At 32.7% G+C, this 19,881-nt stretch carries 17 protein-coding genes; 15 read left to right on the forward strand and 2 right to left on the reverse strand.

What is annotated here, in order from left to right:
* Window positions 1–10 precede the first annotated feature (10 nt).
* The 7 genes from ML436_05690 to ML436_05720 all read left to right on the forward strand — a co-directional run bounded on the left by ML436_05690 (window position 11) and on the right by ML436_05720 (window position 8,025).
* Complete coding sequence (locus ML436_05690) at window positions 11–1,285, forward strand: dihydroorotase (GenBank protein UMT79221.1); 1,275 nt, start codon at window positions 11–13, stop codon at window positions 1,283–1,285.
* Between the two features lies 1 nt (window position 1,286).
* Complete coding sequence (locus tag ML436_05695) at window positions 1,287–2,387, forward strand: carbamoyl phosphate synthase small subunit (protein ID UMT79222.1); 1,101 nt, start codon at window positions 1,287–1,289, stop codon at window positions 2,385–2,387.
* Complete coding sequence (carB, locus tag ML436_05700; protein UMT79223.1) at window positions 2,380–5,553, forward strand: carbamoyl-phosphate synthase large subunit; 3,174 nt, start codon at window positions 2,380–2,382, stop codon at window positions 5,551–5,553. Before ML436_05695 ends, carB begins: the two co-directional genes overlap by 8 nt.
* Before the next feature lie 111 nt (window positions 5,554–5,664).
* A complete protein-coding gene (gene pyrF, locus ML436_05705; protein UMT79224.1) occupies window positions 5,665–6,357 on the forward strand; it encodes an orotidine-5'-phosphate decarboxylase in 693 nt (230 codons plus the stop codon).
* Window positions 6,357–6,968 carry an orotate phosphoribosyltransferase gene (gene pyrE, locus ML436_05710; GenBank protein ID UMT79225.1) on the forward strand — a complete coding sequence of 204 codons (612 nt, stop codon included), beginning with the start codon at window positions 6,357–6,359 and terminating at the stop codon, window positions 6,966–6,968. The genes pyrF and pyrE overlap by 1 nt, the downstream gene beginning before the upstream one ends.
* Window positions 6,969–6,997: 29 nt before the next feature.
* Window positions 6,998–7,204, forward strand: a complete 207-nt coding sequence (locus ML436_05715; protein UMT79226.1) for a hypothetical protein — start codon at window positions 6,998–7,000, stop codon at window positions 7,202–7,204.
* A gap of 419 nt (window positions 7,205–7,623) precedes the next feature.
* A complete protein-coding gene (locus ML436_05720) occupies window positions 7,624–8,025 on the forward strand; it encodes a VOC family protein (protein ID UMT79227.1) in 402 nt (133 codons plus the stop codon).
* Window positions 8,026–8,236: 211 nt separating this feature from the next.
* Here ML436_05720 and ML436_05725 read toward each other — a convergent pair whose 3' ends face one another.
* The gene (locus tag ML436_05725) at window positions 8,237–9,931 is read right to left on the reverse strand and encodes an NFACT family protein (GenBank protein UMT79228.1); all 1,695 of its coding nucleotides are present in this window, start codon (window positions 9,929–9,931) and stop codon (window positions 8,237–8,239) included.
* 273 nt (window positions 9,932–10,204) lie between these two features.
* On the opposite strand from ML436_05725, the gene gmk reads away from it, so the two are divergent.
* From gmk to ML436_05750, 5 genes are all read left to right on the forward strand, one after another.
* Window positions 10,205–10,828 carry a guanylate kinase gene (gene gmk, locus ML436_05730; protein ID UMT79229.1) on the forward strand — a complete coding sequence of 208 codons (624 nt, stop codon included), beginning with the start codon at window positions 10,205–10,207 and terminating at the stop codon, window positions 10,826–10,828.
* On the forward strand, window positions 10,828–11,046 hold the full coding sequence (gene rpoZ, locus ML436_05735; protein ID UMT79230.1) for a DNA-directed RNA polymerase subunit omega: 219 nt from the start codon (window positions 10,828–10,830) through the stop codon (window positions 11,044–11,046). Before gmk ends, rpoZ begins: the two co-directional genes overlap by 1 nt.
* 350 nt (window positions 11,047–11,396) lie before the next feature.
* Window positions 11,397–12,596 carry a bifunctional phosphopantothenoylcysteine decarboxylase/phosphopantothenate--cysteine ligase CoaBC gene (gene coaBC, locus ML436_05740; GenBank protein UMT79231.1) on the forward strand — a complete coding sequence of 400 codons (1,200 nt, stop codon included), beginning with the start codon at window positions 11,397–11,399 and terminating at the stop codon, window positions 12,594–12,596.
* Complete coding sequence (gene priA, locus ML436_05745; GenBank protein ID UMT79232.1) at window positions 12,596–15,004, forward strand: primosomal protein N'; 2,409 nt, start codon at window positions 12,596–12,598, stop codon at window positions 15,002–15,004. The genes coaBC and priA overlap by 1 nt, the downstream gene beginning before the upstream one ends.
* A 531-nt stretch (window positions 15,005–15,535) precedes the next feature.
* On the forward strand, window positions 15,536–16,495 hold the full coding sequence (locus tag ML436_05750) for a hypothetical protein (protein ID UMT79233.1): 960 nt from the start codon (window positions 15,536–15,538) through the stop codon (window positions 16,493–16,495).
* A 162-nt stretch (window positions 16,496–16,657) separates the two neighbouring features.
* On the opposite strand, the gene ML436_05755 is transcribed toward ML436_05750, so the two are convergent.
* On the reverse strand, window positions 16,658–16,861 hold the full coding sequence (locus ML436_05755) for a TM2 domain-containing protein (protein ID UMT79234.1): 204 nt from the start codon (window positions 16,859–16,861) through the stop codon (window positions 16,658–16,660).
* A 298-nt stretch (window positions 16,862–17,159) separates the two neighbouring features.
* Here ML436_05755 and ML436_05760 point away from each other — a divergent pair, with 298 nt between their 5' ends.
* From ML436_05760 to rsmB, 3 genes are read left to right on the forward strand one after another with little or no spacing between them, the layout of a single operon-like run.
* Window positions 17,160–17,648 carry a peptide deformylase gene (locus ML436_05760; GenBank protein UMT79235.1) on the forward strand — a complete coding sequence of 163 codons (489 nt, stop codon included), beginning with the start codon at window positions 17,160–17,162 and terminating at the stop codon, window positions 17,646–17,648.
* Window positions 17,641–18,576, forward strand: coding sequence for a methionyl-tRNA formyltransferase (gene fmt, locus ML436_05765; GenBank protein UMT79236.1), 936 nt, complete (start codon window positions 17,641–17,643; stop codon window positions 18,574–18,576). The genes ML436_05760 and fmt overlap by 8 nt, the downstream gene beginning before the upstream one ends.
* Window positions 18,573–19,880, forward strand: coding sequence for a 16S rRNA (cytosine(967)-C(5))-methyltransferase RsmB (gene rsmB / locus ML436_05770; protein UMT79237.1), 1,308 nt, complete (start codon window positions 18,573–18,575; stop codon window positions 19,878–19,880). The genes fmt and rsmB overlap by 4 nt, the downstream gene beginning before the upstream one ends.
* Window position 19,881: the final 1 nt, after the last annotated feature.

Consider the following 19,881-nt stretch of genomic DNA (forward strand, 5'->3'; position numbering starts at 1 on the left):
GACGAAAATGATGAAATTAATTAAAAACGGTAAAGTATTGCAAAATGGCGAATTAGTAAAAGCAGATATTTTAATTGATGGTAAAGTAGTTAAACAAATTGCAACTGAGATAGAAGTAAGCAATGATGTTGACATTATAGATGCGAAAGGCCACTTTGTATCACCTGGATTTGTTGATGTTCATGTTCATTTACGCGAACCCGGTGGTGAATATAAAGAAACAATTGAAACGGGTACAAAAGCAGCAGCAAGAGGTGGATTTACTACAGTTTGTCCAATGCCAAATACAAGACCAGTTCCAGATTCTGTTGAACATTTTGAAGCATTACAAAAACTAATTAAAGACAATGCCCAAGTACGTGTATTGCCATATGCATCGATCACGACACGACAATTAGGTAAAGAACTCGTTGACTTTCCTGCGCTTGTAAAAGAAGGTGCATTCGCTTTTACAGATGACGGTATTGGTGTTCAAACTGCTAGCATGATGTATGAAGGTATGATTGAAGCTGCAAAAGTAAATAAAGCAATTGTAGCACACTGTGAAGATAATTCATTAATCTATGGTGGCGCTATGCATGAAGGAAAACGCAGTAAAGAATTAGGTATACCAGGCATTCCAAACATTTGTGAATCCGTACAAATTGCTAGAGACGTATTATTAGCTGAAGCTGCCGGATGTCATTACCATGTATGTCATGTATCTACAAAAGAAAGTGTCAGAGTCATTCGTGATGCTAAACGAGCTGGAATTCATGTAACAGCTGAAGTAACACCGCATCATTTATTATTAACAGAAGACGATATACCTGGAAATAATGCGATTTATAAAATGAATCCACCATTAAGAAGTACTGAAGATAGAGATGCATTATTGGAAGGTTTACTTGATGGCACTATCGATTGTATTGCAACTGATCATGCGCCACATGCAAGAGATGAAAAAGCACAACCAATGGAAAAAGCACCATTCGGTATTGTTGGTAGTGAGACAGCATTCCCACTGTTATATACGCATTTTGTAAAAAATGGTAACTGGACACTACAACAGTTGGTTGATTATTTAACAATTAAGCCATGTGAAACTTTTAATCTAGATTATGGCACATTAAAAGAAAATGGTTATGCTGATTTAACAATTATTGATTTAGAAAACGAACAAGAAATTAAAGGTGAGGACTTCTTATCAAAAGCAGACAATACACCTTTCATCGGATATAAAGTATACGGAAATCCGATTTTAACAATGGTTGAAGGTGAAGTTAAATTTGAGGGGGATAAATAATATGCAAAGCAAACGTTATCTAGTGTTAGAAGACGGTTCATACTATGAGGGCTACCGTTTAGGGTCTGATAACTTAACTGTAGGAGAAATTGTATTTAATACAGCAATGACAGGTTATCAAGAAACAATTTCAGATCCATCATATACAGGACAAATCATTACATTTACGTATCCTTTAATTGGAAATTATGGAATTAATCGAGATGATTTTGAATCATTAGTACCGACATTAAACGGCATAGTAGTGAAAGAAGCAAGTGCACATCCAAGTAATTTTAGACAACAAAAGACACTTCATGACGTTTTAGAATTGCATGAAATTCCTGGTATTGCAGGTGTAGACACAAGAAGTATTACACGTAAGATTCGTCAACATGGTGTGTTAAAAGCCGGTTTTACTGATCGAAAAGAAGATATTGATCAACTGGTTCAACACTTACAACAAGTTGAATTACCTAAAGATGAAGTTGAGATTGTATCTACTAAAACACCATATGTCTCAACTGGTAAGGATTTAAGCGTTGTGCTTGTAGACTTTGGTAAAAAACAAAATATCGTAAGAGAACTAAACGTCAGAGGTTGCAATGTTACAGTTGTTCCTTATACAACAACAGCTGAAGAAATTTTAGCAATGGCTCCAGATGGTGTCATGTTATCTAATGGACCAGGTAACCCAGAAGTAGTAGAATGCGCAATTCCAATGATTCAAGGTATTTTAGGGAAAATTCCATTCTTTGGTATCTGCCTTGGACATCAACTATTTGCATTATCCCAAGATGCAAGCTCATTTAAAATGAAGTTTGGTCATCGTGGTGCGAACCATCCAGTTAAAAACTTAGAAACTGGAAAAGTAGATATTACAAGTCAAAACCATGGTTATGCAATTGATAAAGATTCATTAAAAAATACAGAATTAGAAATCACACATATTGCTTTAAATGATGGTACTGTAGAAGGTTTAAAACATAAAACACTGCCTGCTTTTTCAGTACAATACCATCCTGAAGCAAATCCAGGACCGTCAGATTCAAATTATCTATTTGATGAATTTGTTAAAATGATGACTAATTTTAAGGAAAAGGAGCGTCAAATCAATGCCTAAACGTAACGATATCGAAACAATTTTAGTAATAGGGTCTGGACCAATAATTATAGGTCAAGCGGCTGAATTTGACTATGCTGGTACACAAGCTTGTTTAGCATTAAAAGAAGAAGGATACCGTGTCATATTAGTGAACTCAAATCCAGCCACTATTATGACTGACAAAGAAATTGCAGATAAAGTATACATTGAGCCATTAACACATGACTTTATAGCGAGAATAATACGTAAAGAACAACCTGACGCTTTATTACCGACATTAGGTGGACAAACTGGATTGAATATGGCAATTCAATTACATGAAAGTGGCGTACTTCAAGATAATAATGTGCAATTATTAGGTACTGAATTAACATCAATTCAACAGGCGGAAGATCGTGAAATGTTTAGAACATTAATGAACGACTTAAATGTTCCAGTACCAGAGAGTGACATAGTAAATACAGTAGAACAAGCATTTAAATTTAAAGAACAAGTTGGATATCCATTAATCGTTAGACCAGCGTTTACAATGGGGGGAACTGGTGGTGGTATTTGTCATAATGATGAAGAGCTACAAGAAATAGTATCAAACGGTCTTCATTATAGTCCTGCCACACAGTGTTTGTTAGAAAAATCAATTGCAGGATTCAAAGAAATCGAATATGAAGTAATGCGTGACAAAAATGACAATGCCATCGTGGTATGTAACATGGAGAATATTGATCCAGTGGGTATTCATACAGGAGATTCAATTGTCGTAGCACCTAGTCAAACGCTTTCAGATGTGGAATATCAAATGTTACGAGATGTTTCATTGAAAGTAATTAGAGCATTAGGAATAGAAGGCGGATGTAACGTTCAATTGGCATTGGATCCACATTCATTTGATTATTATATTATTGAAGTAAATCCACGTGTATCTCGTTCGTCAGCTTTAGCATCTAAAGCTACTGGATATCCTATTGCGAAATTAGCTGCTAAAATTGCGGTCGGCCTTACATTAGATGAAATGTTAAATCCTATCACTGGTACATCATATGCGGCATTTGAGCCAACTTTGGATTATGTGATTTCAAAAATTCCAAGGTTCCCATTTGATAAATTCGAAAAAGGGGAACGAGAGCTTGGTACACAAATGAAAGCAACTGGTGAAGTTATGGCAATTGGTCGAACTTACGAAGAATCATTGTTAAAAGCAATTCGTTCGCTAGAGTACGGTGTACATCATTTAGGATTACCGAATGGTGAAAGTTTTGACTTAGACTATATAAAAGAACGTATTTCTCACCAAGATGATGAGCGACTATTTTTTATTGGTGAAGCAATTAGAAGAGGGACAACGTTAGAAGAAATTCATAATATGACTCAAATTGATTATTTCTTCTTACACAAGTTCCAAAATATTATCGACATTGAACATCAATTAAAAGAGCATCAAGGGGATTTAGAATATCTTAAATATGCAAAAGATTACGGATTTAGTGATAAAACTATCGCACATCGATTCAATATGACAGAAGAAGATGTATATCAATTACGCATGGAAAATAATATAAAACCTGTTTATAAAATGGTTGATACATGCGCAGCTGAATTTGAATCTTCAACACCATATTATTATGGAACATATGAAACTGAAAACGAATCAATTGTTACAGATAAAGAAAAAATTCTAGTATTAGGTTCTGGTCCTATTCGAATCGGTCAAGGTGTAGAATTTGATTATGCGACAGTGCACGCTGTTTGGGCTATTCAAAAAGCTGGTTATGAAGCCATTATTGTGAATAACAATCCAGAAACTGTTTCAACGGACTTTTCAATTTCTGATAAATTATACTTCGAACCATTAACTGAAGAAGATGTTATGAACATCATTAATTTAGAACAACCAAAAGGTGTTGTTGTACAATTTGGTGGACAAACAGCGATTAACTTAGCTGATAAATTAGCGAAGCATGGTGTGAAAATTCTTGGTACGTCACTTGAAAACTTAAATCGTGCTGAAGATAGAAAAGAATTCGAGGCATTGTTAAGACAAATCAATGTTCCGCAGCCTCAAGGTAAAACAGCTACTTCACCTGAAGAAGCATTAGCTAACGCTGCAGAAATTGGCTATCCTGTTGTAGTAAGACCTTCTTATGTATTAGGTGGTCGTGCAATGGAAATTGTAGACAATGACACTGAGTTAGAAAACTATATGACACAAGCTGTTAAGGCGAGTCCAGAACACCCTGTATTAGTCGATAGATATTTAACGGGTAAAGAAATTGAAGTCGATGCAATTTGTGATGGTGAAACAGTTATTATTCCAGGAATTATGGAACATATTGAACGTGCAGGTGTGCATAGTGGTGACTCAATTGCTGTATATCCACCACAAACATTAACTGAAGAAGAGTTAGCAACACTTGAAGATTATACGATTAAGTTAGCAAAAGGATTAGATATAATTGGATTGATTAATATTCAATTCGTTATTGCACATGATGGCGTTTATGTGTTAGAAGTGAATCCACGTTCAAGTAGAACTGTACCATTTTTAAGTAAAATAACGGATATTCCAATGGCACAATTAGCAATGCGTGCAATAATGGGAGAAAAGCTTACAGCAATGGGTTATCAAGAAGGGGTCCAACCTTATGCTGAAGGTGTATTTGTTAAAGCTCCGGTATTTAGTTTTAATAAATTGAAAAATGTTGATATTACCTTAGGGCCTGAAATGAAATCAACAGGTGAAGTGATGGGTAAAGATACAACATTAGAAAAGGCGTTATTCAAAGGGTTAACAGGTAGTGGCGTAGAAGTGAAAGATCACGGTACAGTCTTAATGACAGTAAGTGATAAAGATAAAGAAGAAGTTGTTAAATTAGCGCAACGCTTAAATGAAGTTGGCTATAAAATTTTAGCAACATCTGGAACAGCTAAAAAATTATCAGAACATGACATTCCTGTTGAAGTTGTTGGTAAAATCGGTGGCGAAAACGATTTGCTAACACGTATTCAAAATGGTGATGTTCAAATCGTCATAAACACAATGACTAAAGGTAAAGAAGTTGAAAGAGATGGATTCCAAATTAGACGTACAACAGTTGAAAATGGTATTCCATGTTTAACTTCACTTGATACAGCAAATGCTTTAACAAACGTAATTGAGAGCATGACATTTACTATGCGTCAAATGTAAAAGTTGTTATGACTGAAATGTTGGGATTGTAATGAATCATTTTATTTCAAATGTATAATTACAATCTCAATCTTTTAAATGAATTTCTTGAAATAAAGGGAGAAGTGTAAGATGAAGGATTTGCCAATTATTGCATTAGATTTTGAATCAAAAGATAAAGTAAATCAATTTCTAGATTTGTTTGATGAAGCATTGTTTGTAAAAGTAGGTATGGAACTTTTTTATCAAGAAGGACCGCAATTAATAAATGAAATTAAAGGTCGAGGTCATGATGTGTTTTTAGATTTAAAGTTACATGACATTCCTAATACAGTTGGAAAAGCTATGGAAGGATTAGCGAAATTAAATGTTGATTTAGTAAATGTGCATGCAGCTGGTGGCACTAAGATGATGTCTGAAGCAATAAAGGGGTTAAGAAAACATAATCAACATACAAAAATTATTGCGGTAACACAGCTTACATCGACAACTGAAGACATGTTACATCAAGAACAAAATATACAATCAACAATTGAAGAAGCGGTATTAAATTATGCGACATTAGCCAAAAATGCTGGTTTAGACGGAGTTGTTTGTTCGCCACTCGAAAGTCGCATGTTAACTGAGGAATTAGGGGAATCATTTTTGAAAGTCACTCCAGGCATTAGACCTAAAGGTGTATCTCAAGATGATCAGCATCGAATTACAACGCCGGAAGAAGCAAGGCAATTAGGTTCGACACATATCGTTGTTGGTAGACCTATTACACAAAGTGACAATCCTGTTGAAAGTTATCATAAAATAAAAGAAAGTTGGTTAGCATAATGGCAAAAGAAATTGCAAAATCATTATTAGATATTGAAGCTGTAACTCTATCACCAAATGATTTATATACATGGAGTTCAGGTATTAAATCACCTATATATTGTGATAACCGAATTACACTAGGTTATCCATTAGTTCGTGGTGCAATTCGAGATGGACTAATTAATTTAATTAAGGAACATTTTCCTGATGTTGAAATTATTTCAGGTACGGCTACTGCAGGAATTCCGCATGCAGCATTCATTGCTGAAAAGTTAAAGCTGCCAATGAATTATGTACGATCTTCAAGTAAGAGTCATGGCAAACAGAACCAAATTGAAGGCGCTAGAAGTGAAGGTAAAAAAGTCGTTGTTATAGAAGATTTAATTTCAACAGGTGGTTCTTCAGTAACAGCAGTTGAAGCGTTAAAACAAGCCGGCGCAGAAGTATTAGGTGTTGTAGCTATTTTTACTTATGGTTTGAAAAAAGCTGATGAAACATTTAAAAATATCGAACTTCCATTTTATACATTAAGTGATTACAATGAACTTATTGAAGTTGCTAAAGATGAAGGCAAAATTTCTAAAGAAGATATTCAAACATTAGTTGAATGGAGAGACAACTTAGCATAAGATAGTCATTAGAAGGGGGAATTCAGCAAATGAATGACAACACATCTAATGATTTATATGGAAAAATAAAACATTGTAATGAGTTTATCAATGATTCTAATCATTCCAATCAATTTGATGACCATGAAACTGAAAACACTTCGAGCGAGCATATAAAAAATGAATCTGAAATAAATCAAAATGATGATTTATTCAAACATGTGAAAAATATATTACGCAAACAAGGACAAATATAAAAAATAAAAGCTATAGTGTTAAATGTTAGGAAAGTATAATTGACTTCTAACATAAAAACACTATAGCTTTTGTTATATAGTTATTACTTAGCGGATAATTAATTTTATTAAAATCCAACCAATTAAAAATACAAGTAATAGGACTAGTACTGGAATCACATAATGTAACATAACGTCCCTCCTTTAACTTAATATTAATTGTAATCAAATTTGTCAATAAGTCAAAACATTAATATCTATTTAATACAATGATGTTAAGTTGCATTCGATGGTGTTTTAAAATCATAGGGCTAAACGAAAAAATTTAAGGTAAGTGTGTAAAAAAACTGCTTCTATGCTCACAAATTCAATTACAGTTTTAATGTTTTGAGTATGTTAATATAGTTATATATGTAAGGTGAATCTTAAGGAGGCAAACCATGAATATCCCAAAAATTACAACGTTTTTAATGTTCAATAATCAAGCTGAAGAAGCCGTTAAATTATATACAAGTCTATTTGAAGACAGTGAAATTATTACGATGGCTAAATATGGTGAAGATGGTCCTGGAGATCCAGGAACTGTACAACATTCAATATTTACTTTAAATGGACAAGTGTTTATGGCAATTGACGCAAATAGTGGTACAGAATTACCAATGAATCCTGCAATTTCATTATTCGTTACTGTAAAAGATACATTAGAAATGGAAAGACTGTTTAATGGCTTAAAAGATGAGGGCGCTATATTAATGCCTAAAACAAATATGCCACCTTATCGTGAATTTGCTTGGGTTCAAGACAAATTTGGTGTTAGTTTTCAATTAGCATTACCCGAATAATATTTTTATTGAAATTTTGAGTCAATTATATTTGGAGTTTAATATTAATAGTATGCCGATATTTAAAAGGAAATGATTCAAAATATAATGATGATTTATGGGACAACTAATGTAAATAGTTTTTTAGATCAAATAACCAAAACGAAACACCTCATGATAAAAGATGTTGCCATCTTATTGTGAGGTGTTTCTTATATAGTATTTATAATTTTTATTGTTTCATTCGTTGAATATGTTCATAATCGGGTGTTGCATATAATGTTTTTTGATTATCATACGTTACAAAACCTGGCTTTGCACCAGATGGTTTGTGCACATTTTTAATTAATGTATAGTCAACTGGTATTTGTCCAGAGTTACCTGCTTTTGAAAAATATCCTGCTAACATCGCCGCTTCTTTAATGGTATTTTCACTTGGTTCTTCGTTAAATATAACGACGTGTGAACCTGGGATATCTTTTGTATGCAACCATGTGTAAGTTTTTCTTGCTTTTTTATTAGTTAAATAATCATTTTGTTTATTATTTTTACCGACAAAAATATCATCACCGTCAGTTGAAATATAATGTTGCAATTGAATCTGGTCTTTTTTCTTTTTATTTTGGTTTTTACGCTGTTTCATAAAACCTTGTTCAGATAATTCATCTCTTATTTCATCAATATCCTGTACAGAAATATGTTGTAATTGCTGTTCAATCGTTAAAAAGTATTCAATATTATCTTTCGTTAATTGAATTTGATGTTCTAATTCATGTTCTCTCGTTTTCATACGATTATATTGCTTATAGTAATACTGGGCATTTGCAGAAGGCGATTTCGTAGGATTTAAAGGTATTAAGACTTCTTCATTTGTATAATAATTTAGTGCTTTTAGTTCTTTATCACCTTGCTTAATTCGGTAAATGTTTGCTGTAATTAATTCACCATATAACTGCTCAGTATCTTTATTTTTAGCTTGTTCATACTCTTTAATCAACTTTGCCAATTTATTTTGGTATTTGTGTAATTGTTGCTGAACGAATCGCACTAAGTCGTTTGCTCTTTGTTTTACACGTTCACGTTCACCACGTGCATCATAAAATCGATCAAGTAAATCATTTAATGAATCATAAGTGACCATATCATCATGAAATTGTTTTAACTTCATAAAATAAAAATCTTCTTTTCCAGTTTCATGATTTTTATGAAAGGCAGGCGTTGGTGGTAATTTAGTTTCAGCCATCACTTCATCAAATACTTCTGGTAGTGAAGTTGATGTCATAAACTGACGTCGACTAACAATTTCATTTGCGATTAAAGGGCTAAAACCTTCGAATTGATTTAGTAGTTGTTTTGCAATGTTACCTGAATTAAAATCTATATATTTTAAAACGTCCGCACCTGATACTTCATATGGATTTTTTTTATGTTGTGTTGGTGGTGCTTCATAATTAAATCCAGGCATTACAGTTCGATATTGATTCGTATTCGGTGTTAAGTGTTTAAAACCTTCTATGATTTTACGATTGTCATCCACTAAAATTAAATTACTATGTTTACCCATAATTTCAAGAATAACAGTTCGATGAATCGTATCACCGATTTCATCTTTACTTTTAATATCAATTTCGACGCGGCGATCATTACCGATTTGTTTAATAGATTCAATGATGCCACCTTCAAGATGTTTCCTGAACACACGAGCGAACATAGGTGGATTAAAAGGATTATCGTATTTTTTTGTAGTCAATTGTAATCTTGAAAAGTTAGAGTGAATTGACAACAATAATTGGTGGTTTTGTCTATTTTGACGTACAACCATAAGAATAGTATCATTTTCAGGTTGATTGATTTTGTGAATACGTCCTGTTGTTAAAAATTGTAAAGATTCGATCATCTTCTTTGTAAATAAGCCGTCATAAGCCATAATGTATCTTCCACCTTCTTTATATCATTCGTTTCATTTTAACATGACTATAACTTTTCGGCATAATTATTCAGTTTATTATGAGATTATCATTTTAAAAGACCAAAGTGGTTGCAATTCAATTTATGTTTATAAAAATTATCATGCAACATAACGAAATTGTTAGACCTAAGAGAAATTATGGCATGCAACTTCAAATATGCTATACAATATAAAGAACAATGTGATATCATATTTAAATAATAGAAGATTAGCTTAGAGAGGTCGTAAGGCATGGATAATGAAAAAGGATTGTTAATCGTTTTATCAGGGCCATCTGGAGTCGGTAAAGGTACTGTTAGAAAACGAATATTTGAAGATCCAACTACATCATATAAGTATTCTATTTCAATGACAACACGCCAAATGCGCGAGGGTGAAGTTGATGGCGTAGATTACTTTTTTAAAACAAGGGATGCGTTTGAAGCTTTAATTAAAGATGACCAATTTATAGAATATGCCGAGTATGTTGGCAACTATTATGGTACGCCAGTTCAATATGTTAAAGATACTATGGACGAAGGACATGATGTATTTTTAGAAATTGAAGTAGAGGGTGCAAAGCAAGTTAGAAAGAAATTTCCTGATGCGTTATTTATATTCTTAGCACCTCCAAGTTTAGAACACTTGAGAGAGCGATTAGTAGGAAGAGGCACAGAGTCTGACGAAAAAATTCAAAGTCGTATTAACGAAGCACGTAAAGAAGTTGAAATGATGAACCTATATGATTACGTTGTAGTTAATGATGAAGTTGAACTTGCGAAAAATAGAATTCAATGTATTGTAGAAGCTGAGCACTTAAAAAGAGAGCGCGTAGAAGCTAAGTATCGAAAAATGATTTTGGAGGCAAAAAAATAATGTTAAATCCACCATTAAACCAATTAACAGCACAAATTAAATCAAAATATTTAATTGCAACAACAGCAGCTAAAAGAGCTCGTGAAATTGATGAACATCCTGAAACGGAATTATTAAGTGAATATCACTCATACAAACCAGTTGGTAGAGCGTTAGAAGAAATTGCAGACGGTAAAATTCGTCCAATAATTTCAAGTGATTATTACGGTAAAGAGTAGTACCGATTATATTAATAATTTAGAATTTATCATATTAAATATGTCATCAGACATAATAATTAAACGCACCTGAGGAGGTGTGTTTTTTTAGTTTATTCAAAGATTGATGTTATAATTAAACTAAATTTGTGATTTTGAGATGGCAAAAAGAGGTCGGGACAAAAGCGTTTAGGATTTGAGCAGAACCGAATGATGAGTAAAATTGTTTTCCAAATTTTGTCGAATCGTGAGAGTTTCTGCCGAAAATCCTGCTTTTGGGACACCGTAAATCGGTTTCCCAGAGCACAAAAACTTTATGTTTCAACTTCAACTTGTACTAAAAAGCTAGTGATATTTAAGGGAGAATGAATATGAAGAAAATTTTGTTAGCCGTAACTGGTGGTATCGCAGCATATAAAGCGATTGATTTAACAAGTAAGTTAACACAATCAGGATACGATGTACGCGTTATGTTAACAGAGCATGCTCAAAAATTTGTTACACCATTGGCATTTCAAGCAATTAGTCGTAATGCAGTATATACAGATACATTTATTGAGGAAAAACCTGACGAAATCCAACATATTGCATTAGGAGATTGGGCAGATGCAATTGTTGTTGCACCGGCAACGGCAAATATAATTGCAAAATTGAGCGTAGGAATAGCTGATGATATAGTGACATCAACATTATTAGCAACAGAAACACCTAAATTTATTGCACCTGCGATGAATGTGCATATGTATGAAAATAAGCGCACGCAGCGTAATATGAATGTTTTAAAGGAAGATGGCTATCATTTCATTGAACCTGGTAGTGGATTTTTAGCATGTGGATATGTTGCCAAAGGTCGTATGGAAGAACCGCTTCAAATTGTTACAGTATTAAAGGATTATTTTCAAAATGATTCACGTATAGCTAATAGTTCATTTAACGGCAAACATGCCTTAGTGACTGCAGGTCCGACAGTCGAAGTTATAGATCCCGTTAGATTTGTATCCAATCGTTCATCAGGAAAGATGGGATATGCAATTGCTGAAGCATTGCGAGATCGTGGCGCAATTGTTACGTTAGTTTCTGGGCCAACAAATTTAGAAGATCCTGAAAATATCGAAGTGATTCATGTACAGAGTGCTGAAGAAATGTTTGAGCAAGTCACATCACGATTTAAATTACAAGATATAGTTATAAAAGCAGCAGCTGTTTCAGATTATACGCCAGTTGATGTGCTTGAACATAAAATGAAAAAGCAAGATGGAGATTTGTCAGTATCTTTTAAGCGTACAAAAGACATTTTAAAATATTTAGGTGAACATAAAACATCTCAATACTTAGTAGGTTTTGCAGCGGAAACGGAAGATATTGAAAATTATGCAGAACAAAAATTACGTAAGAAAAATGCAGATGTAATTATTTCCAATAACGTCGGTGACATGTCTATTGGATTTAATTCTGATGATAACGAATTAACGATGCATTTTAAAAATAAAGAAAAAGTAAATATTAAGAAAGGGAAAAAAGTGGCATTAGCTGCTCAAATTTTAGATGAATTAGAAACTAGGTGGCAATAATGATAGCGAAAGTCATTGTCGATGTAGCATCGAAGAGCGTTGACTATAAATTTGATTATTTAATTCCAGAACGATTAGTATCTGTGATACAACCAGGCATCCGTGTTGTTGTACCATTTGGACCTAGAACAATTCAAGGATATGTAATGGAAGTTACGACACAACCTGATTCACAACTTGATATATCAAAATTGAAAAGTATTATTGAAGTGAAAGATATTAAGCCAGAGCTAACACCAGAATTAATTGCATTAAGTGAGTGGATGAGTACGACGCATGTTATTAAACGTATTTCAATGTTAGAAGTTATGTTGCCAAGCGCGATTAAAGCTAAATATAAAAAGGCTTTCATGCTTAAAGATGATACAGAATTAACTTCAGAAATAGTAGAACGATTCGATAAAAATGGTTTCTATTTTTACAAAGATGCACAAAAAAATAATGATATAGCAACACTTATGTCGTTATTACAAGCTGGAATCATTGAAGAGAAAACCATTCTTTCCCAAAATGTTACTAAAAAAACGAAGCGGGCAGTTCGAATCATTGATGGATTTAATACTGATGAAGTATTAGCTAAGCTGGAAAAAGTTATTAAACAATATGATTTGTATGCGTTTTTGACTGAAGAACAACATAAAACTATATTTTTATCAGACATTGAAGATATGGGCTTTTCAAAGTCTAGTTTAGATGGATTGGTTAAAAAAGGATATGTAGAAAAATATGACGCTATCGTTGAAAGAGATCCATTTAAAGATCGTGTTTTTGAACAAGAATCAAAGAGACAGCTTACGACAGACCAACAGCGAGCGTATGCAGCAATTAATGAAAAAATAGTAAATCAAGAGCAAGCAACGTTCTTGCTTCACGGAGTTACTGGATCAGGTAAAACGGAAGTATATCTTCAAACTATAGAAGATGTATTGAATCAAGGCAAACAAGCGATGATGTTGGTACCTGAAATTGCACTAACGCCACAAATGGTTTTAAGATTTAAACGTCGATTTGGCGATGACGTTGCCGTATTACACTCTGGTTTATCTAATGGTGAACGTTATGATGAATGGCAAAAAATTAGAGACGGTCGGGCACAGGTAAGTGTTGGTGCAAGATCTAGTGTGTTTGCGCCATTTAAAAATTTGGGTTTAATTATTATTGATGAAGAGCATGAGTCTACATATAAGCAAGAAGATTATCCTAGATATCATGCTAGAGAAATTGCACAGTGGCGAAGTGAGTATCATCATTGTCCGGTTATTCTAGGTAGTGCAACACCATGTCTTGAAAGTTATGCGCGGGCTGAAAAAGGCGTTTATCATTTATTATCATTACCAAATAGAGTTAATCAACAGGCTTTACCTGATATTGATATTGTGGATATGCGTACTGAATTGAGTGAAGGTAATCGCTCTATGTTTTCAAAAGATTTACGCGAAGCAATACAATTAAGATTAGATCGTCAGGAACAAGTTGTATTATTTTTAAATAGACGTGGTTATGCATCATTTATGCTTTGCCGAGATTGTGGTTATGTGCCACAATGCCCTAATTGTGATATTTCCTTAACGTATCATAAAACGACAGATTTATTAAAATGTCACTATTGTGGTTACCAAGAGACGCCTCCTAATAAATGTCCAAACTGTGAAAGCGAGCATATTCGTCAAGTAGGTACAGGTACTCAGAAAGTTGAAGAGTTGTTGCAACAAGAATTTGAAGGCGCTCGTATTATAAGAATGGACGTAGATACAACTTCTAAAAAAGGTGCACATGAGAAATTGTTAACGGAATTTGAGAAAGGTAATGGTGACATCTTACTTGGTACTCAGATGATTGCTAAAGGATTAGATTATCCGAATATTACTTTAGTTGGTGTATTAAATGCTGATACAATGCTAAATTTACCTGATTTTAGAGCAAGTGAACGTACGTATCAATTATTAACACAAGTGGCTGGTAGAGCAGGACGTCATGAAAAAGCTGGACAAGTTATTATTCAAACATATAATCCGGATCATTATTCGATTTTGGATGTTCAAAAAAATGACTATTTAACTTTTTATCATCAAGAAATGGAATATCGTAAATTAGGTAAATATCCTCCGTACTATTATTTAATTAATTTTACAATTTCCCATAAGGAAATGAAAAAAGTTATGGAAGCATCGCAGCATGTTCATAAAATATTGCTACAACATTTAACTGAAAAAGCACTTGTACTAGGACCATCACCAGCGGCACTTGCGAGAATTAACAATGAATTTCGCTTCCAAATTTTAGTTAAATATAAAAGTGAACCTGGATTATTACAGGCAATTCAGTTCTTAGATGATTATTATCATGAAAAATTTATAAAGGAAAAATTAGCATTGAAGATAGATATTAATCCTCAGATGATGATGTAAATTTTGGTGGAAATACTTTAATACCAATGTTTCCTAAGAGTTTGAAAGGTCTTGTTTTTACTTTAAGGGCAGAAAAAAGGCGAATTATTGATGGTTAATAATCAGTTTTCAATTCTTCTTCAATAGAAAGTTTTATTTTAAATCGGACTTATGAAAAGTTTTTGCTTATTCATAAGTTCGATTTTTTGCTTTGTTTATACTATTTTTAATTTTGTTGACTTTATTTCAAACAGATTATTGTTAAAAGATTTATTAGTTCTTTATCTTTTGTGTTGGATAAGTAATTATATACTATTTTAAATTGACAGATTTGAATACTACAAATTTTATACACGCTAATAAATGGTTATAAACTGTTTTGTATATATTGATATTTTAACTATTTGAATTATAAGACAAAACAATTTTCCTGAATTATCAATTAAAGTATTTAAAAATATAGTTAGTTAATGTAAAATAACAATATAAATAAGTTTTTTAATTTATGTAGGCTTAGTTGATTCAAACAAAAAACACAAGAGGAGAAAGTTTATGAAAAAGATACTGGGATGTTTACTTTTAGTTATGCTTTTAGTTGTAGCAGGTTGTTCATTTGGTGGATTTCATAAATCATCGTCAAAAAAATCAGAAGAATCAAAACAAGAAACTGTAAAAAAAGAAAAAGAATCGGAAGAAGAGAAAGATCCTGATTTAGAGAAATTTGAAGAAATAGAGAAAAAAATGAAAGGAATTAAAGACGCACCAACTCTTGATAAGTTGGATCCATTAATGACAGAAAAGTCGTTTACAAATAGTAAAGGGATTCAAGGATGGAAAGATTACAAAGAATTAATGGGTAAAGTGGAGCTTGCAGATTATAGATTTACAAAAGATTCAAAAGGATCGTCTATAAAAGATGTTGATGCATTTTTTAAAGATAAAAAAGGTGTAAAAAGGAAAGTGATTGAAACGCATGATGATGTAAAACAAGTTGATTATTGGTATGTAGATCCGGATGGAAAGAAAATCGGTAATTCAAACACACCTGTTTTTTACGCAGAAATTATGACTAAATATAAAGATGGAAAGTTAGTTTATGCATCAGTCGAACCAGGATCTTATGTAATTCATAAAGATGATGCAATTAAATATGACGATTATTCTAAGTTGAAAAAATTAAGTCAACTAACTAAACTTGATCATCCAAAACCAGTTCCATATAGCGTAGCACAAATCAAATCTTTCGGAGTACCTTTAACAAGCGTTTCATTTATGGCGCATGGGTCAAAGAATCCTAAAGATGAAGTGATGCCGACATTGGCATATTTTACTTTTTCACCAAAAAATTATGAAGACAAGTCTAATCCAGATCCAAAAGTTTTAAATTTAGTAGGTATGGATTTCTTAAATGCATCTAGTGATTTTGGTAACGCACATTTTGTTGTTCTAAGTAAATATATTAAAGAGTACGAATCAAACTATGAAACATCGTCAGATGATTCTTTAAAATAGTCTTTACTTTGTTGAAAATAATTAGTGTACTATAATAAACAATTTAAACAATAATCCCGATAAACAATCAGTATTGCAACTTATCATTTAGAGTTCGTAAAGTCTATAACTCTTTGAGTCGCAATTAATAATAGATTGTCATCGGGATTTATTTTCGTTAATTTATAATGTGACATTACCATGTTCGTCAGCTGGTTTGAAAACAGTAATTATTGCACTAATAATTGCTAATATATGTGGGATGACTGTCCAAAAGAATATTAAGTGTAAGAAACCTTGCATGTTTTTGCCGGCATAAAACTTATGAATACCAAAACTACCTAAGAAGAGCGCTAATAAAATATAAATGACTTTATTTACTTGCATTTCTTTCCCTCCAGTTGAGTTGCTTTTAATATATATAATTCCTCTTTTATTATACCCACTTTTAATTTGAATATTCTAATTAGAGCATTCCTAATTTTATATCTTTTAGATATTCGTTTCTAAGAAAAATATTATACCTACACACTTCTTTTGCTTTTTTAATTTTTCCCACGTGAAAAGACACTTGATGTTGTTTGAACATATAAATATCGAAAATTTTCATTCTATGATGTAAGGTCGCATTTTTAATATATTTACGTTATAATGGTTTGATGAATTTTATTGAGGAGTAAGAGCTATGGCGATTAAAAAATTAGTACCAGCATCGCACCCAATTTTAACGAAAACAGCACAAGAAGTAACAAAATTTGATAACACACTTAAATCTTTATTAAATGATTTAGAAGATACAATGTATGCTAGAGAAGCAGCCGGCTTATGTGCACCACAAATTGGTCAATCGTTCCAAGTAGCAATCATTGATATGGAAATGGAAGGTTTACTACAACTTATTAATCCGAGAATCATTAGTCAATCGAAAGATTCAATCACAGATTTAGAAGGCTCTATTTCAATGCCAGATGTATATGGTGAAGTGACACGAAGTAAAATGATTGTCGTTGAAAGTAATGATATTAATGGAAATAAAGTTGAACTTACTGCACATGAAGATGTAGCTAGAATGATTTTACACATCATTGATCAATTAAATGGCATTCCTTTTACAGAACGAGCTGATCGAATTTTAACTGATAAAGAAATGGAGGCATATTTTGCACATGACTAAAATTATTTTTATGGGAACACCAGACTTTTCAACCACAGTATTAGAAATGCTTATTGCGGAACATGATGTCATCGCTGTTGTAACTCAACCGGATCGACCAGTTGGACGTAAACGTGTAATGACACCACCACCAGTTAAACAAGTTGCTATGAAATATGATTTGCCTGTATATCAGCCGGAAAAACTTAGCGGATCAAAAGAATTAGAACAATTACTTCAGCTAGATGTTGATTTAATTGTAACTGCGGCATTCGGACAGCTATTGCCTGAATCATTGCTTACATTACCTAAATTAGGAGCAATCAATGTACATGCATCATTATTACCTAAATATAGAGGTGGTGCACCTATTCACCAAGCGATTATAGATGGTGAAAAAGAAACAGGTATTACAATTATGTATATGGTTAAGAAGTTGGATGCAGGTAATATTATTTCACAACAAGCAATTAAAATAGAAGATAGTGACAATGTTGGTACAATGCATGACAAACTAAGCGTATTAGGAGCAGACTTGTTGAAAGAAACATTGCCTTCTATCATTAAAGGGACAAACGAAAGTATACCTCAAGATGATACGCACGCAACGTTTGCTTCAAATATTAAACGTGAAGATGAGCGTATTAATTGGAAACAACCAGGTAGACAAGTGTTCAATCAAATACGTGGATTATCGCCTTGGCCAGTTGCATATACAACAATGGACGATATTAATTTGAAAATATATGATGCGGAGCTCATACCTAATCATCAGAATAGTGAGCCTGGAACAATTATTGATACAAACAAAAAAGCCATTATTGTTGCTACAGATGATAATGAAGCGATTGCGATTAAAGATATGCAATTGGCTGGGAAAAAGAGAATGTTAGCTGCCAACTATTTAAGTGGTGCACAAAACACACTAGTAGGGAAGAAACTTATATGATAGAAAACGTGAGAAGTCTTGCATTTGATACGATACAAGATATTTTAAATGAAGGTGCATACAGTAATCTCCGAATCAATGAAGTATTATCGGAAAATGACTTAAATGCTATGGATAAAGGTTTATTTACTGAAATTGTTTATGGAACTGTAAAACGTAAATATACATTAGACTTTTATTTGAAACCATTTGTAAAAACAAAAATAAAAGCATGGGTACGTCAATTATTGTGGATGAGCATTTATCAATATGTGTATTTAGATAAGGTGCCAAATCATGCCATTATTAATGAAGCGGTTGAAATTGCAAAAGAACGTGGTGGTTTTCATAATGGTAATGTCGTAAATGGAATATTACGCACAATCATGCGCAGTGAATTACCTGATTATAATGAAATAACTGATCCAAAGAAACGCATGGCGATAGAGTATAGTATGCCCAAATGGATTGTTGATCACTGGGTTACACATTATGGCTTAGAAAAAACTGAGTCAATCTTGAAATCATTTTTAGAATCTCCATCTACTACTGTACGTGCCAATTTAACACGTGCATCACTAGAAGATATAATTTCTAAATTGAAAAATGAAGGTTTTGCAGTAAAAAAAGATGTCGATTTACCGTATTGTTTGCATATTTCTGGTCAACCGGTTATACATTCCCGTTCATTTAAAGATGGATTTGTATCTATTCAAGATAAGAGTTCGATGTTTGTTGCACATGTTATGAATGTTGATAGACATGATCATGTGTTAGATGCATGTAGTGCTCCTGGCGGCAAAGCATGTCATATTGCTGAAGTTCTAATGCCAGAAGGACACGTTGATGCATCAGATATTCATGAACATAAAATTGATTTAATTAATTTTAATATTAAAAAGCTACGTTTGACGAATATAAGTGCTTTTCAACATGATGCAACAAAACCGTATGAACAAATTTACGATAAAATATTAGTTGATGCACCGTGTAGTGGTCTTGGTGTAATGCGCCATAAACCTGAAATTAAATATTCACAGAGTAAAGAACAGATTGCGTCGTTAGTTGATTTACAGCTGGAAATATTAGAAAATGTAAAAAACAATGTAAAAACAGGTGGCGAAATCATCTATTCAACATGTACAATAGAGCAATTAGAAAATGAAAATGTGATTTATACGTTTTTGAAAAATAACAAAAACTTTGAATTTGAACCATTTCAACATCCTGTAACTGGAGAAATGGTCAAAACATTACAAATTATGCCGCAAGATTTTAATTCAGATGGATTCTTTATCACTAAGATAAAAAGAAAGGACAATTAGG

The sequence above is a fragment of the Staphylococcus roterodami genome (assembly GCA_022493055.1).
Classification (GTDB): Bacteria; Bacillota; Bacilli; order Staphylococcales; family Staphylococcaceae; genus Staphylococcus; species Staphylococcus singaporensis.

What these genes read in the sequence shown, in the direction of transcription:
- ML436_05690 (UMT79221.1), top strand. Translation starts at nt 11, where the DNA reads ATGAAATTAATTAAAAACGGTAAAGTATTGCAAAATGGCGAATTAGTA.
- ML436_05695 (UMT79222.1), top strand. Translation starts at nt 1,287, where the DNA reads ATGCAAAGCAAACGTTATCTAGTGTTAGAAGACGGTTCATACTATGAG.
- carB (UMT79223.1), top strand. Translation starts at nt 2,380, where the DNA reads ATGCCTAAACGTAACGATATCGAAACAATTTTAGTAATAGGGTCTGGA.
- pyrF (UMT79224.1), top strand. Translation starts at nt 5,665, where the DNA reads ATGAAGGATTTGCCAATTATTGCATTAGATTTTGAATCAAAAGATAAA.
- pyrE (UMT79225.1), top strand. Translation starts at nt 6,357, where the DNA reads ATGGCAAAAGAAATTGCAAAATCATTATTAGATATTGAAGCTGTAACT.
- ML436_05715 (UMT79226.1), top strand. Translation starts at nt 6,998, where the DNA reads ATGAATGACAACACATCTAATGATTTATATGGAAAAATAAAACATTGT.
- ML436_05720 (UMT79227.1), top strand. Translation starts at nt 7,624, where the DNA reads ATGAATATCCCAAAAATTACAACGTTTTTAATGTTCAATAATCAAGCT.
- ML436_05725 (UMT79228.1), bottom strand. Translation starts at nt 9,931, where the DNA reads ATGGCTTATGACGGCTTATTTACAAAGAAGATGATCGAATCTTTACAA.
- gmk (UMT79229.1), top strand. Translation starts at nt 10,205, where the DNA reads ATGGATAATGAAAAAGGATTGTTAATCGTTTTATCAGGGCCATCTGGA.
- rpoZ (UMT79230.1), top strand. Translation starts at nt 10,828, where the DNA reads ATGTTAAATCCACCATTAAACCAATTAACAGCACAAATTAAATCAAAA.
- coaBC (UMT79231.1), top strand. Translation starts at nt 11,397, where the DNA reads ATGAAGAAAATTTTGTTAGCCGTAACTGGTGGTATCGCAGCATATAAA.
- priA (UMT79232.1), top strand. Translation starts at nt 12,596, where the DNA reads ATGATAGCGAAAGTCATTGTCGATGTAGCATCGAAGAGCGTTGACTAT.
- ML436_05750 (UMT79233.1), top strand. Translation starts at nt 15,536, where the DNA reads ATGAAAAAGATACTGGGATGTTTACTTTTAGTTATGCTTTTAGTTGTA.
- ML436_05755 (UMT79234.1), bottom strand. Translation starts at nt 16,861, where the DNA reads ATGCAAGTAAATAAAGTCATTTATATTTTATTAGCGCTCTTCTTAGGT.
- ML436_05760 (UMT79235.1), top strand. Translation starts at nt 17,160, where the DNA reads ATGGCGATTAAAAAATTAGTACCAGCATCGCACCCAATTTTAACGAAA.
- fmt (UMT79236.1), top strand. Translation starts at nt 17,641, where the DNA reads ATGACTAAAATTATTTTTATGGGAACACCAGACTTTTCAACCACAGTA.
- rsmB (UMT79237.1), top strand. Translation starts at nt 18,573, where the DNA reads ATGATAGAAAACGTGAGAAGTCTTGCATTTGATACGATACAAGATATT.